Annotated in this window: 10 protein-coding genes; 7 read left to right on the forward strand and 3 right to left on the reverse strand. The window is 45.2% G+C overall.

Annotation, left to right across the window (positions count from 1 at the left end; all coding sequences use genetic code 11):
* Positions 1 to 9: 9 nt before the first annotated feature.
* Positions 10 to 1,440 carry a DUF2867 domain-containing protein gene (locus AB4486_RS08070; protein ID WP_017065397.1) on the reverse strand — a complete coding sequence of 477 codons (1,431 nt, stop codon included), beginning with the start codon at positions 1,438 to 1,440 and terminating at the stop codon, positions 10 to 12.
* 98 nt (positions 1,441 to 1,538) lie between these two features.
* Here AB4486_RS08070 and AB4486_RS08075 point away from each other — a divergent pair, with 98 nt between their 5' ends.
* From AB4486_RS08075 to nhaA, 5 genes are all read left to right on the forward strand, one after another.
* Positions 1,539 to 2,912, forward strand: a complete 1,374-nt coding sequence (locus AB4486_RS08075) for an MATE family efflux transporter (RefSeq protein ID WP_017060384.1) — start codon at positions 1,539 to 1,541, stop codon at positions 2,910 to 2,912.
* Positions 2,913 to 3,034: 122 nt separating this feature from the next.
* Positions 3,035 to 3,706: an ABC transporter ATP-binding protein gene (locus AB4486_RS08080; protein WP_017060385.1), complete on the forward strand. Its 672-nt coding sequence runs from the start codon at positions 3,035 to 3,037 to the stop codon at positions 3,704 to 3,706.
* Positions 3,687 to 6,140: an ABC transporter permease gene (locus tag AB4486_RS08085; protein WP_137001714.1), complete on the forward strand. Its 2,454-nt coding sequence runs from the start codon at positions 3,687 to 3,689 to the stop codon at positions 6,138 to 6,140. Before AB4486_RS08080 ends, AB4486_RS08085 begins: the two co-directional genes overlap by 20 nt.
* Positions 6,130 to 7,278, forward strand: coding sequence for a lipocalin-like domain-containing protein (locus tag AB4486_RS08090; protein WP_029235783.1), 1,149 nt, complete (start codon positions 6,130 to 6,132; stop codon positions 7,276 to 7,278). Before AB4486_RS08085 ends, AB4486_RS08090 begins: the two co-directional genes overlap by 11 nt.
* A 274-nt stretch (positions 7,279 to 7,552) precedes the next feature.
* Positions 7,553 to 8,719, forward strand: a complete 1,167-nt coding sequence (nhaA, locus tag AB4486_RS08095; protein WP_010441484.1) for a Na+/H+ antiporter NhaA — start codon at positions 7,553 to 7,555, stop codon at positions 8,717 to 8,719.
* Between the two features lie 275 nt (positions 8,720 to 8,994).
* Here the strand turns inward: nhaA and AB4486_RS08100 are convergent, their stop codons facing one another.
* The gene (locus AB4486_RS08100) at positions 8,995 to 9,606 is read right to left on the reverse strand and encodes an OmpA family protein (protein WP_102428233.1); all 612 of its coding nucleotides are present in this window, start codon (positions 9,604 to 9,606) and stop codon (positions 8,995 to 8,997) included.
* Positions 9,606 to 10,913 carry a TolC family outer membrane protein gene (locus AB4486_RS08105; RefSeq protein ID WP_102333196.1) on the reverse strand — a complete coding sequence of 436 codons (1,308 nt, stop codon included), beginning with the start codon at positions 10,911 to 10,913 and terminating at the stop codon, positions 9,606 to 9,608. The genes AB4486_RS08100 and AB4486_RS08105 overlap by 1 nt, the downstream gene beginning before the upstream one ends.
* Before the next feature lie 755 nt (positions 10,914 to 11,668).
* Between AB4486_RS08105 and AB4486_RS08110 the strand changes: the two genes are divergently transcribed.
* Both AB4486_RS08110 and AB4486_RS08115 read left to right on the forward strand, forming a co-directional pair.
* Positions 11,669 to 12,298 (forward strand): TetR/AcrR family transcriptional regulator, encoded by a 630-nt coding sequence (locus AB4486_RS08110; RefSeq protein WP_017065403.1) that lies wholly within the window; start codon positions 11,669 to 11,671, stop codon positions 12,296 to 12,298.
* 55 nt (positions 12,299 to 12,353) lie between these two features.
* Entirely contained in the window at positions 12,354 to 14,636 is a 2,283-nt protein-coding gene (locus tag AB4486_RS08115) for an acyl-CoA dehydrogenase (RefSeq protein ID WP_372116923.1), read from the forward strand.
* Positions 14,637 to 14,805 lie beyond the last annotated feature (169 nt).

Consider the following 14,805-nt stretch of genomic DNA (forward strand, 5'->3'; position numbering starts at 1 on the left):
CATCTGCTTTTAATCCTGTTCTTTAGCCTGCTTCTCAATTGCCTTCACCATGCCTTTAAAAATAAACAGGTGGGCTGGCATCATAGCAAACCAATACAGTAACCCTAGAAACCCCTTTGGATGCCACCAAGCCGAGATATTCAGCTCGCGAGAGTCACCGTGGTCAGAGACAGTAATCTCGAGTCGCCCTAAACCGGGGCCTTTCATACCGAAAAGCAGAGATAAAAACTGATTCTCTTCACAGCGAATGACCTTCCATGAATCGATTTTGTCACCGACTTTTAGGTTGGGCCCTTCTGGCATTTGTCGAACCGGTACACCGCCACCGAAAAGAACATCCAACCATTCGCGTGTGCGCCATAAAGTGTTAGCAAAGAAGTAACCTTGCTTCGGGCTTCCGATTTGCTGAGCAACATGCCAAAGCGATTCCAATGAAGCGCTTGAGGTGATACTTGCGCCTGTTTTCTTCGGGTAATAGCCATACCCAGCTTGCCAGCGTTTGAATGCGGTTTTATCAAAGCCCCATACATTGCTTTTGACAAAGTTTCCTTCAGCGTGAATGGCTTGTTCAACCATATTTTCGAACGAGATAAGCTTCTGAGGGTACTTTTCTCTAATGATGGTCGAACTGGCGATGAAGTCGTGCTTTAAGCCTGCAAGTAGTGCTCTACCTATGTTAGACGGTACAGAAGTCACCACACCTAACCAATATGAAGCAATCTTTGGTGTCAGTAGCGATGTCGCCCATAGTTTGAGTGGACGATCGGCGGTTTTAGCAATATGAGCAAATTGGTTTCGGTAAGAGACAATATCCGGCCCGCCAACCTCAAAGGTTTGGCTTTCGCTAGGCGTGTCTTGTGCGAGTTTTAGTAAATAGTGGTTCAGGTTCTGCAAAGCAATCGGGTTGGCTTTAGAGTCAACCCATTTTGGCGCAATCATAATCGGCAAGTTGTACACGAAATCTCGCATGATCTCGAATGCCGCAGATCCTGGGCCAATGATCACGCCAGCTTGAAGTTCGGTAACGGGTACAGGCCCTTTACGAAGCAATTCGCCGGTTTTCTTTCTCGCTTGAAGGTGCTCTGAATCACCAGTCTGAGGCTGTAAAGAACTCAGGTAGATGACGTGTTGATTCTTTGGCCCAAGAGCAGAAACAAAGTTACGGGCTAAGTTCAGCTCATAATCGATAAAGTCGTGGCCTTCCGCCATGCCATGGACGAGAAAGAAGATAAGATCAAAGTCGGGGACTAAGGCTTGTGTCGCAGCTTGATCGGCCAGATCAAGATACTCAAGCGATAAGCTTTCGTGAGGCTCGGTCCGTGCCTTTAAATAGTCGATATGCCTTGCTGCTGCCGTGACTTGATAGCCTTGCTCAAGCAGGAGAGGGAGGAGTTGCGAACCAACATATCCAGAAGCGCCTAAAACCAGTACTTTCTTCATTGTTACTCCATTTATATCTGTGGTTAAAAACCGAACATTGATATAATAGCGCGATATTTATCTTTATTCATCAATACGTTCCGTTTAGGTATCTCTCTATGTTGCTCTCTTCAATTATTCATCACACACGAGGTGATTTTGTTCGCAGGCTTATTGCGATTGCACTGCCCATCACCTTGCAGAGCATTATGTTTTCAAGCCGAGGCTTGGTGGATGTATTGATGTTGGGCCAACTTGGCGAAGCAGACATCGCAGCTGTGGGGGTGGCGAGCCGAGCGATGTTCGTGACGACCATTATGCTGGTGGGTGTTACCACGGGCGGTGCTCTTCTTACTGCTCAATATTGGGGCGCGGGTAACAGACAAGGTGTGAGAGAAAGCACTGCGCTGACGTGGCTGGTGTCGACACTGTTTGCTTTACTGACTATCGCGTTTTTCGTTTCATTTCCTGCACAAATCATGGGCGTGACGACCGACTCTCAAGAGGTCATCAACTTAGGCGTTGAATACATCGTAATTACGTCATTTAGCATGCTAGCGGTATCGTGTGTCAGCAGTATGGCTGTGGGTTTGAGAGCGATGCACAAACCCGGGCTAAGTACATTTTTCAGCGGTATCGGCATCCTGTCTAACGTGTTCTTAAACTGGGTGCTGATCTTCGGTAACTTAGGCTTTCCTGCGCTTGGAATCAAAGGTGCGGCGATTGCGACGGTACTGAGTGGCGCGATTGAAGTCGCGACTTTGTTTGGTTATCTCTATTTCTCTAAGCATTTATTAGCATTTAAGTTTTGCGATATTAAAGCGGCAGCTTCGATTGATAAGGTGGTTCGCTTCTTGAAGCTGTCTCTGCCGACCACGTTTAACTTCTTAGCATGGGCGGGTGGTTTGTTTGCTTACCACGCGATCATGGGGCAATCGGGCGTTCAAGGTCTGGCTGCGCTATCGGTCATGACGCCGGTTGAATCTATCTCATTGAGTTTATTGATTGGCCTTTCGAATGCGGCAGCTGTTTTGGTGGGTAATCAACTTGGTGCGAAAAACAATGAAGCGGTTTACTATCAAGCGCTTGGCTTAACAATTTTGTGTTTCTTAACTAGTATTGTTGTAGCCGTTTTTCTCTATTTCGTTCAAACGCCAATACTTAATGCCTTTAGCGCACTGACGGAAGAAACCAGAGCCCTCTCAGAGAAGTTCATTCTGATCCTCTGTGTGGGTATTGTCATTCGCTCGGTGCCATTGACTGTGATCGTTGGGGTGTTGAGAGCGGGTGGTGATGTGAAGTTCTGCCTCTATCAAGATTTGATTGCTCAGTGGGTGATCGGTATCCCATTGGCAGCCATCGCGGCTATCTATTTTAAGTTTCCACCTGAGTGGGTATATCTGCTTTTCCTAACGGAAGAAGTCCTCAAGTGGGGCGGGTCGCTCTATCGCATGAAAACAAGAAAATGGATTAAAAACTTGATAGGAAGTTGAAGTAGGGCGCACCAATCGCATCACTTTATCGTTGGCGTGTGATCTATCTTTCAAAATACTTCCTCCTAACAGGGAATTAGTGTAGATTCTCCTTCCAAATTCTAACTAATGCGAGCTGTTTAATGTTAAAGCTGTCAGACCTATGTAAAGGCTATGTCGATGGGGGGGAGTTTCACCCTGTTTTGCAAGGTGCTGAATTAACATTAAACCAAGGTGACCAGCTGGCATTAATGGGAGAAAGCGGTTCAGGTAAAAGTACTTTACTGAATCTTATCGCGGGCTTAGACCTAGCGGACTCAGGTGAAATCGCTTTTCCTCACTTCAATATGCACGACTCAACCGAGCGTGACCGCACCGCTTATCGCAGAAACAACATTGGCCATATTTTTCAGCAATTCAACTTACTGCCAACGTTAAATATTGCCGATAACATCCGTTTTTGCCGCCAGTTAAAAGGCTTACCTGAAGACAAAGGTCTCTGGAGACAGATTCTCTCTGCTTTAGATCTTATGCCTTTACTTGGCCGTTACCCTGAAGAAGCGTCTGGTGGCCAACAACAACGTGCGGCCATTGCGCGTGCGCTGTATATGGAACCAAAAATATTGCTGGCCGATGAGCCGACCGGTAGTTTAGATGAGCGTAATGCAGAAGCGGTAATGCGTTTGCTGACCTCTTTGGCTCGTCAATTAGAATGTACGTTGCTGTTGGTAACACACAGTGAAAAAGTAGCTCTGCATATGGATGGTAGGATCCGTCTGCAAGGAGGGCAACTGCATGTTATGGCCCGTAGTTAAGGCACTACTCGGTCACTATCGACGTTACCCACTGCAGATTATTTTGGTATGGCTTGGTTTAACCCTCGGCGTATCACTTTTGGTTGGTGTTACTGCTATCAACCAACACGCCAAGCAAAGCTATGCGCATGGCGAAAAACTCTTTTCGAATCCTCTTCCTTACCGTATTCGACCAAAACACAACGCCAATAAAATCCCGCAAGGCTTTTATATCCAACTTCGCCGTGAAGGTTTTCAACAGTGTTCTCCTCTTGATCACCATCGTATCACTGATGAAAATGGCGCAAACTTCATGGTTGTCGGTATAGATCCTGTTTCTATGCTTCAGCTACAACCTGGTATAGCGTTAAAAGATCTCACCGCTTTGAACCTCATGAAGCCACCATATCCAATCCTTGTCAGTGATGATCTTGCTGAACACATGGAATGGCACAACGGTGATTACATCCCTTTGATGGATGGTTCTGAACTTGGTCCTGTGGTTGTTGATCAAAATAATATGATTAATGGTACAAGGTTGATTGCGGATATCTCCTTGCTCCGAATGCTTAAACGCAGTGCTGGGCTTTCAGTGATTGCTTGTTCAGACATGCCCACTGAGAAGTTTGAACGTCTTAAAAATATGTTACCTAATGGTTTGACGATCTCTCGTAGCTCTAAGGCAGAGCTTGAGTCGCTGACCAGTGCGTTCCACTTAAACCTAAAAGCGATGGGTATGCTGTCGTTTGTGGTTGGCTTGTTCATTTTCTATCAAGCAATGTCGCTTTCTTTTATTCAGCGTCAACCGTTAGTCGGGATTTTAAGACAAACGGGTGTGTCTGGTTGGCAACTGACTAAAGCGCTCTGTTTAGAGTTACTGCTATTGGTTTTACTGAGCTGGATCTGCGGCAATGTATTTGGCGTGATGCTAGCAAACCAATTGTTACCTGCCGTATCTTCAAGCTTGGGCGATTTATACGACGCTAACGTCGGCTTAACGATCGACTGGAATTGGCGTTGGAGTGGTTACAGCTTACTGATGGCATTGATTGGTGCTTTCTTAGCGTGTGCGTGGCCACTGGTTCGTTTACTTAAGTCTCAACCGATTCGTCTGTCTTCTCGTTTGTCTTTGATGCGTTTTGCGGGTACCGAGTTCACTTGGCAAGCGTTGATTGGCTGTGGCTTCTTGGTTGCTGCTGTTGCTGTGTATCAAGCCCCTCAGACTCAAGAAACGGGTTTTGCGATTATCGCGCTAATGCTGATCAGTGTGGCGCTATTTACCCCGTTTTTGATGTGGAAGTTATTTAACAGCCTCTCTTATTCGTTGCGCTGGGTTCGTGCTCGCTGGTTCTTTGCTGATGCAGCTTCCAGTATGAGCTACCGTGGCGTGGCGACGATGGCGTTTATGTTAGCCTTAACAGCCAATATTGGTGTAGAAACCATGGTCGGTAGCTTTAGAGATACCACTGATAAATGGCTAACACAGCGTTTGGCTGCCGATCTGTATATCTACCCAACCAACAATGCCGCTGCTCGTATGAGTAATTGGTTATCTGACCAACCTGAAGTGGATTCGGTTTGGTGGCGTTGGGAGAAAGATGTGGCGTCTCCAGTCGGTAGTATTCAGGTGGTCAGTACGGGGCCTTCTGAAGGTGAGCTAGAAGCGCTGACGATCAAATTAGGTATTCCGAATTACTGGTATCACTTACATCACTCTAAAGGCGTGTTGATCAGTGAATCGATGTCTCTCAAGCTGGGGATTCGCCCTGGCGACTACATTGACCTCTATGATAGTCTCGGCTCTGGTTGGCAGGTTGTCGGTGTTTATTACGATTACGGTAATCCTTACCATCAAGTCATGATGTCGCATCGAAACTGGCTGTATGGCTTTGCAGGGCGGGGTAATGTCGGCCTTGGGGTAATACTCAAAGACGATGTGAATTCATTAGGGCTTCGCAGCCGATTAGAAAGCGTATTCAGGCTTGGCTCCGAGCGCGTTTTCGATAACAACAACATCCACAGTCAAGCGATGCGGGTGTTCGATAGGACGTTCGCGATTGCAGATACATTAGGTAACATCACCTTGGTTATCGCCGTCTTCGGTATTTTCTTTGCGACGGTTGCGGGAGAAGTGTCTCGCCAAAGGCATATTTCCTTGCAGCGCTGTTTGGGTGTCTCGGCGAAAGAACTGATCCTGACAGGTAGTTTGCAGTTGTTTGTGTTTGGGCTTATTTCCTCCTTAATTGCGATTCCGCTCGGATTGGCGTTAGCGAGCCTAATTGTTGATATCGTGATAAAGCAGTCTTTTGGGTGGTCACTCGAGTTACAAGTGATTCCTTGGGACTATTTGCAGACATTTGCATGGGCCATGGCAGCATTGATGCTAGCTGGTGCTTTACCAGTGATGAGAATGATTCGGAACACTCCGATGAAGTCACTGAGGGATGCGCTTTAGTATGTTTTTACGGAATACTTCAACTAAGTTAAGACAACGAATTCTGTCTTCTCTGCTATTAATCAGTTTCTTCGGCATCTTTTTAAGTGTTTGGGGTTATTACTCCTATTTCATCGATCCTGGTGAAAAGGACGTGAATGAAGTTAACTCAATATTGGTTAATGAACACTTCAATGTGTTCGAACCTGTTTTGCCAGACCGTAATGTTTCGCTACCACAAGATTTTAAGTTCCACCCAGAGTTTCAGCACGAGTGGTGGCATTACTTTGCATCTTTGAAAGGTGATGATGGTAAAGACTATTCGGTTCAGTGGAGTTTTTTTCGTATCGCAACGGACGAACGTGAAACACCGGGGTGGCAAAGCCCTCAAGTCTATATCTCAAATGTGGTGGTCTCTTCTAAGTCCAAAGTATGGAAAGAACAGCGCATGGCTCGTGGCGGTATTGGCCAAGCGGGAATGACTAATCGTCCATTCAGACTTTGGATTGATAACTGGAACTGGCGTGCACTCGGCAACACCCCATTCCCCGGGCGCCTTCAAGTGCAAACTGATACGTTTGGACTAGAACTCGACACCATTGCAAAAGGGCCCTATGTGCTCAACGGCGATAACGGTTATCAGAAAAAGCACGACTTATTACCTGTCGCGTCTTATAACTTCAGCGCTCCATTTTTATCGTTGAGCGGTGTGTTGAACCTAGACGGCGTTACCAAGGAAGTGGAAGGAACTGCGTGGGTACATAAAGAGTGGGGCAGTGGCTTACTTGGAGTGGGCCAACAAGGTTGGGATTGGTTTGTATTTAACCTCGATGACGGCACAGCGCTGAGCATTAACCGCTATCGTCATAACCAACAGTTGCCTTACATATTCGGGACATTAGCAACGCGCTCAGGCAAAGTTTACCAATTAACGGAATCCGACATTTCCATTCAACCATTGCAAAATACAACGTTGATGAATGGAAGACGGATGCCTTTGCAGTGGATCATTAACGTCCCTAAGCATGATATCAACCTCACAACGCGTATTATACGCAGGGATATGTGGCTTCCATTTGTCATACCATATTGGGAAGGGCCGATTAAGGCGAGCGGGAGCCATGAAGCGACAGGCTTTATGCAGTTAACTGGCTACTAAAAAACACCTAAGGCTATAATTTGATAGCCTTTTTTATGCCTGCGCCTTTTAGCGTCCCCCAATGAATTGTGCATACAGGTTCGATGATCTCATCTATACTTAATTCATGGTGCATAACAACATTATGGAATATACGACGTATTGTTTAGTATTTGTAGGAAAAACCGAAGTTAAACATCCGAAGAAGTGATTATCTATCAATTAAACTTGGATATAAACTCGTGGTTATTCTTTGTTATTCGTTTATTTAAATAATAAATATAAGGGCGAAATCATGACCGACGTCATCCGTGACTTCTTTAAAATGGAATCTGCTGGCGGCATCATACTAGTCATCGCTGCGGCGATCGCAATGTTTGTAGCAAACTCACCACTGAACGAAATGTACCAAGGTGTACTACATAGTTACGTTCTTGGTATGTCTGTGTCTCACTGGATTAACGATGGCTTAATGGCTGTCTTCTTCCTTCTAATCGGCTTAGAAGTTAAGCGCGAACTTTTAGAAGGCGCATTAAAGTCTAAAGAGACAGCAATCTTCCCAGCTATCGCAGCCGTTGGCGGTATGCTAGCTCCGGCACTTATTTACGTGCTATTTAACTCAAGTAACCCAGAAGCGCTTCAAGGTTGGGCTATCCCCGCGGCAACTGATATTGCATTCGCATTAGGTATCATGGCGCTTCTTGGTAACCGTGTACCGGTTAGCTTGAAGGTGTTCCTATTGGCTTTAGCAATTATCGATGACCTTGGCGTTGTTGTTATCATTGCACTGTTCTACTCAGGCGACCTATCAACGCTTGCGTTAACGGTTGGTTTCATCGCAACTGGTGTGCTGTTCATGCTAAACAACAAGCATGTAACTAAGCTGAGTGTGTATCTCATTGTTGGTGCAATTCTGTGGTTTGCAGTATTGAAGTCTGGTGTTCATGCAACGCTGGCTGGTGTAGTGATTGGTTTTGCTATCCCACTGAAAGGCAATAAAGGTGAACATTCTCCGCTGAAGCATCTAGAACATGCTCTGCACCCATACGTCGCTTTTGCAATCTTGCCAGTCTTTGCTTTTGCAAACGCAGGTATTTCATTGGAAGGTATCTCAATCTCAAGCCTAACAGGTATGCTACCGCTTGGTATCGCTATGGGTCTATTGATTGGTAAGCCTCTTGGTATCTTTGCATTCAGCTGGGGTGCGGTGAAATTGGGTGTTGCTAAGCTCCCTGAAGGTGTGAACTTTATGAACATCTTCGCAGTATCTGTCCTGTGTGGTATTGGTTTTACAATGTCTATCTTTATTTCATCACTAGCATTTGGCCCAACGAATGTAGAGTTTGACACACTAGCTCGACTAGGCATCCTGATGGGATCTACAACAGCTGCAATTCTAGGTTACTTCCTGCTAAGCGTTTCTTTACCGAAAACAGCAAAGCAACAAGAAGTAAAACTATAATCAGTGGTAGGCTCGTTTAACGGCGAGCCTATTCACTGATTAACAAGCTAACTTCTGAGTAGCAAGACGAGTCACAGAATCATCCTCCCCGATTCATGTGACAGCAAAGAACAATAAAGCCGTGATAGGGTTTCCTATCTCGGCTTTATTGATCCTAACTGCTAGTATTTTTAGTTTGGTTAGTTATTGATGATCTAAAACTCCTAGATTCAACTCATTATTTTGATCGGCATGAATTGCGGATCGTTTTGGATGACCAGAGTGACAGTGTCATGTTATTTTTCTAGCGTGGTAAATATGGTCCACTCCTCGACGATCTGTTCGCTTAGTCCGACAACTGTGGCTGTTACTCGGCGGTTCAGTGCATGAGACGTAGCATCGTTGCCATCGCTCTCTAAGCGGTTTTCACCGTAACCAACAACTCTTACTCGGCTCGGGTCGATACCATTCGACAACAGTTCATCTTCAACGTGGTGAGCGCGTTTCTTTGATAGCTCTAAGTTGTATTCACTCGCGCCGACTTTACTGGCGTAACCTTGAATCTCTATCGATGCACTTTGGTAGGTTTCTAAGAACTCAGCCATAGTGGTGATTTGATCTGAGAAGATAGGGTTAACTTCATAGGAGTCATTGGCGAAAAGGATGTTCAGCCGTCTGACTTCTTGCGAGCTAACCGTCTCTCCACAGCCTTCGTTGTCTACCAGAGACGACTCTGGTGTGCCAGGACAGGTGTCTCGTGCATTGACCACACCATCGTTATCATCGTCTTGCAGGTCAGAAATTTGCTCCGCTTCTGGCGTTTCTATGTAGGGCTCTTCATTTTGGCTAGAGCATGCACATAGCGTTATCGTTAATGCGGAAAGTAATAAATAAGGTCTCTTCATCATTAATACTCCACTGCCGTTGTCCACTCGTCTGGAATGTCGACCAGTAGAGCGTTCAATAGAGAGCCTGTCGCGTTCATTACACGGTATTTAGCGTACTGTTCAGAGTAATGCGCATCTAAGTAATCTTTGCGGGCTTCAAACAATTCGTTTTCAGTGTTAAGCAGATCAAGTAGCGTACGTTTGCCGATTCGATATTGTTTCTCATAAGCGATAACGGTTTCTGACGCCGAATCCACGTGATCAGACAAGAAGTTCTTTTGTTGTAACGTCAGATCCAATGCACTCCAAGAGAGGCGAAGGCCTTCTTCAACTTGTCGATAAGCACGATCTCTTAGATCTTTTGCTTTATTGAGTTGGTAAGCTGCAGCTTCTGAATTAGCACTATCGGTACCACCGTTGTAGAGGTTGTATCGCATTCTCAACATTGCCAAAGTCTCTTGGCTCGAACCTTCATCGCCTCCAGCATCATCTCGCCATGATTGAGATGCCTCGATAGAGAACGTCGGGTAGTTAACCCCTTTTGATTGTTTGTACTGGAAGTGCGCTGAATCGACATCTGCAGTCGCGACTTTGATGACTGGGTGTTGGTCCAGAGCATCAACAAGCGCGTCTGATAATGACAGAGGAATCATAGAAATATCGGCTCTTGGGTAGACTAAGCCAAGCGGTTCTTGACCCACTATTCTTCTAAATTGGGTGTGGGTATCAATTAGGTTGTTCTGTGCGGCTAATAAGTTGCCGTGAGCTTTTGCAATCCTTGCTTCTACCTGAGATACATCTGCGGTTGAGCCTATGCCTGAGACTGCACGCTTTTTGATGTCTTTATAGATTTTCTTGTGGATAGCGAGGTTACTTTCCGAAAGGGCTAAAACTTCAGTTGCTTTGACTGCGTCTAAGTAGATCTGTGTGACCTCTAGCGCTTTGTCTTCGGCATCCGCGAGCAATTGCAAACGAACCGATTCTGCTTCTGCGGCAGTACGATCAATATCATTGAGAGTCGACGAACCATCCCACAACAACTGAGTGAGGGATATGGTGGCTTCCTTTCGTGTGAGATCGGTATCAGGACCGTTGTTTGGCGCAGGGTTTATGCCTTCATAGCCAATACCAGCATCAAGATCGATACTCGGCCTATAAGCACCACCTGCGGCATCGTTTCGTTTTTGTACACTCACAAACTCATTAAAAATACTTTTTATCTCAGGATTGGTAGCCAAGGTAATGGCAACAGCCTGTTCTAAAGTCTGAGCAGAGAGTGGGGTTGCAATAGCTAAGCAACAGATGATGGGTAATTTAAACAGTCTCAAAGTAGGTCTCCTTCTACTTTTAAAAGCTCCCGCCTCCTCCCAACTAGCGTTTAACTACTTAATTGAGAAGGGTATTAAACGAAGCTTAGGACATCTGCTAGAAATTGCTAAGTTTGTTGGCTTTATTTCGAATGTAAGTCTCTATCGCTATTGATTAATTTACCAGTTGTGACAGGTGGCAAGCTTCGAGTAGATGTGTTGAAAATAAATGCAAGGCTAGAATTCGGCTTGGGCAGAGATTGGTAAACGTTGGTTAGGAGGTTGTTTGAAATACGTATCTCAGTGATAGCAATGTGCCAAGCGTGGTAGTTCGATTTTTAGTAAAAAATGACAATATAAAAAGAATCGATCGCGCTGTTTAGTTTGTAGTTGTAGCTGTGAAGAAGGGTAAGTAAGGTTTCACCCTAAACAACAAACAAAAAAAAGCCCAAACCAACGTGGTTTGGGCGGATACAAGTATAGGAGTTAATAAGGAAAATGCAGTAATTAAGAAAGCAGTGAGAAGAACAAGTTTGACGGCCTGTTAAACTTCTAAATACGCTGTTTTCTACCTAATTTAGGACTCTCCATTTCCATTTCAGTTCCAAGAAAATTCATTATTTTTTTCTTTTTTTATAAACACACAGCGATTCAATCGTTTAGTGCTGAGTTTTATTAACTGGTACGACCAATTTGTGAAAATGTGATGTTGCTTGCTTGTTAAATAAATGTACTAAGCGTATATTTCAAACAGTTGTTTAATACGAGTGATTGAAATGGCACCAAGAAGTACAACCAAAGACAAAATCTTAGATGTGGCTGAAGGCTTATTTGCTGAGCACGGTTTTAATGACACCTCTTTACGTACGATTACGAGTAAAGCGAATGTCAACTTAGCTTCAGTGAACTATCACTTTGGCGATAAGAAGACTCTGGTTCGTGCGGTACTCAATCGTTACTTAGAAGCATTTATGCCAGCACTGCAAGATGCATTAGTGAACTTAAACTTGAACGAAACGTATTCTATGAGTGACGTGTTTGAGTCGTTGAGACAGCCACTAAGAGCACTTAATGATGTTAGGCCAAATGGTACAAGCCGATTCATGTTACTTATCGGCAGAGGCTATACGGATGTGCAAGGACACTTGCGTTGGTTCATTACTACTCGCTACAGCGAAGTACTTTCTTTGTTTACGACATCTGTAATGAAGGCGAATCCGAACCTCACTCAAGAACAGTTATTTTGGCGATTACACTTCACCCTAGGGACTTGTGTATTCACCATGGCATCAAGTCAGGCTCTGGTAGAAATTGCAGAGAATGACTATGACAGAAAGATAGATGCTAAGGCAGTGGTCGATATTCTTATTCCATATTTAGCCGCAGGCATGTCAGCAGAAGAATAAAACAATAAAAAGCGAAACATTCACAACCAATATAGTGAACAAAAGGATCTGAACTATGAGCTCTCTAAGACAAAAATGGGTAAGTGACCCAGCTTTTAAACTCTTTAAAAAAGTACTACCACCACTATCTAGCACCGAGAAAGAAGCGATGGAAGCGGGTAGCGTGTGGTGGGACGGAGAGCTGTTTTCTGGTAAACCAGATTTCACTAAGCTGCACCAATACCCAAAACCTCAGCTGACAGCAGAAGAGCAATCGTTCATGGATAATGAGCTTGAAACCTTGCTCGCTATGCTTGATGACCACCAAATTGTAAAAGAAGATCGAGACCTTCCTGAAGAGGTGTGGAACTTCTTACGCAAAGAGCGTTTCTTTTCGCTAATTATTGCGAAAGAGTATGGCGGTCGTGAATTCTCAGCACACGCTAACTCAACTATCGTAACTAAGATTGCGACTCGCAGTATCAGTACTGCGGTTTCAGTAATGGTTCCAAACTCTCTTGGTCCTGGTGAGCTGCTGTCTCACTACGGCACTCAAGACCAAAAAGACTACTGGCTACCTCGTCTTGCTGACGGTACAGATATCCCATGTTTCGCACTAACAGGCCCAGAAGCGGGTTCTGATGCGGGTGGTATCCCTGATGTCGGTACTGTGTGCATGGGCATGCACGAAGGTAAAGAGACGCTAGGTATCAAGCTTAACTGGAACAAACGCTACATTACACTAGCACCAGTGGCGACGGTACTTGGTCTGGCTTTCAAACTGCACGATCCAGAAAAGCTACTGGGTGACAAAGAAGACATTGGCATCACTTGTGCGCTAATCCCGGCTGACCACGAAGGTGTTGTGATTGGTGAGCGTCATGACCCACTTGGTCTTGCGTTTATGAATGGTCCAACACGCGGTCACGATGTATTTATTCCTATGGAATGGTTAATCGGTGGTGCCGATTACGCAGGTAAAGGCTGGCGTATGCTGGTGGAATGTCTGTCTGCAGGTCGTGGTATCTCATTACCCGCACTTGGCACGGCGATGGGCCACCTAACGGCGAAAACGACCGGCGCATACGCTTATGTTCGTAAGCAGTTCGGTATGTCGATTGGTAAGTTTGAAGGAGTTGCAGAGAGTTTAGGTCGTATTGGTGGCTTAACATATCTACTAGAAGCGACTCGTACACTAACAACTACTTCACTCGATATGAAAGAGAAGCCGGGTATCGTTACGGCTATCGCGAAATATCACATGACAGAAATGGCGCGTACTATCCTGAATGATTCAATGGATATCCACTCTGGTCGTGCAATTCAAGATGGTCCAATGAACTACTTAGCTGCGCCTTACCTAGGTATTCCAGTTGCTATCACAGTAGAAGGTGCGAACATCTTAACTCGCAACCTGATGATCTTCGGTCAAGGTGCGACACGTTGTCACCCATACGTGCTAAGCGAAATGGAAGCGGCAGCAAACCCAGATGAGAAGCAAGGTGCGAAGGATTTCGATAACTTGTTGTTCAAGCATATCTCTCACGCAACTAAGAACACGTTTGGTGCGTTCGGTGCGGCATTGACAGGCTCTAAGTTCATTAAAGCGGATATGAGCGGTCCAACGAAGCCGTACTACCAAGCCTTAACTCGCTTGAGCCGTGCGCTTGCAGTGAGTGCGGATTTCGCAATGCTTACACTAGGTGGCGAACTGAAACGTAAAGAGCTTATCTCTGCACGTCTAGGCGATGGTCTAAGTTACCTATACATGGCGTCTGCAGCGCTTAAGAAGTATGAAGATGAAGGTCGTCAACAAGCTGACCTAGACTACGTACACTACGCGGTTCAACACTGTTTCCATAACGCGGCTAAATCGCTACAAGAAGCGTACAGAAACTTCCCGAACAAGATGGTAGGTAAAGTACTTAAAGGTCTAGTTTTCCCTGTCGGTAACCACTTTGAAAAACCAAGTGATAATCTAACGGTACAACTGGCAGAAAGCTTGATGACTCCGGGTGCACACCGTGAACGTCTAACTCACCTTTGCTACATAGGCAAAGAAGAAGAGGATAGTGTTGGCCTAATGGAGAATGCGTTCAATGCGATGTACAGCATCAAGCCTCTCGAACGTAAGATCTTCAAAGCAGTGAAAGAGGGCAAAGTGGCTCGTAAAGGCTTACTGCAAGATAAACTTGCTCAAGCACTTGCTGCTGATGTACTAACGCAAGATGAAGTCGACCAAATTGTGGCTGCCGACAAACTGCGTTACGCTGCGATTCAAGTTGACCACTTCAGTCATGACTTTAGTGAAACTTTGACGCGAAAAGAGTTAAAACCTAAGCTAAATAGCGTTGCTTAGATAAAGAAACGACCAAAGGCACCTTATTAGGTGCCTTTTTTTGTTTTTGTCGTAGAAGTTGCAATAGAGGCGTTAACAAATGGTGACTTAGTCAGCAAATATTCACTGAGTGCTCCAACCACTTGCATTTTCGCCACATTTTTACAGAAATTAGATGCCATTTGCGTAC

Source organism: Vibrio sp. 10N.222.55.C6, from assembly GCF_041473395.1.
Classification (GTDB): Bacteria; Pseudomonadota; Gammaproteobacteria; order Enterobacterales; family Vibrionaceae; genus Vibrio; species Vibrio crassostreae_C.

Bases quoted from the DNA above. Each gene is read 5' to 3' on its own strand.
- AB4486_RS08070 (WP_017065397.1), bottom strand. From the start codon at position 1,440: ATGAAGAAAGTACTGGTTTTAGGCGCTTCTGGATATGTTGGTTCGCAA.
- AB4486_RS08075 (WP_017060384.1), top strand. From the start codon at position 1,539: ATGTTGCTCTCTTCAATTATTCATCACACACGAGGTGATTTTGTTCGC.
- AB4486_RS08080 (WP_017060385.1), top strand. From the start codon at position 3,035: ATGTTAAAGCTGTCAGACCTATGTAAAGGCTATGTCGATGGGGGGGAG.
- AB4486_RS08085 (WP_137001714.1), top strand. From the start codon at position 3,687: ATGTTATGGCCCGTAGTTAAGGCACTACTCGGTCACTATCGACGTTAC.
- AB4486_RS08090 (WP_029235783.1), top strand. From the start codon at position 6,130: ATGCGCTTTAGTATGTTTTTACGGAATACTTCAACTAAGTTAAGACAA.
- nhaA (WP_010441484.1), top strand. From the start codon at position 7,553: ATGACCGACGTCATCCGTGACTTCTTTAAAATGGAATCTGCTGGCGGC.
- AB4486_RS08100 (WP_102428233.1), bottom strand. From the start codon at position 9,606: ATGATGAAGAGACCTTATTTATTACTTTCCGCATTAACGATAACGCTA.
- AB4486_RS08110 (WP_017065403.1), top strand. From the start codon at position 11,669: ATGGCACCAAGAAGTACAACCAAAGACAAAATCTTAGATGTGGCTGAA.
- AB4486_RS08115 (WP_372116923.1), top strand. From the start codon at position 12,354: ATGAGCTCTCTAAGACAAAAATGGGTAAGTGACCCAGCTTTTAAACTC.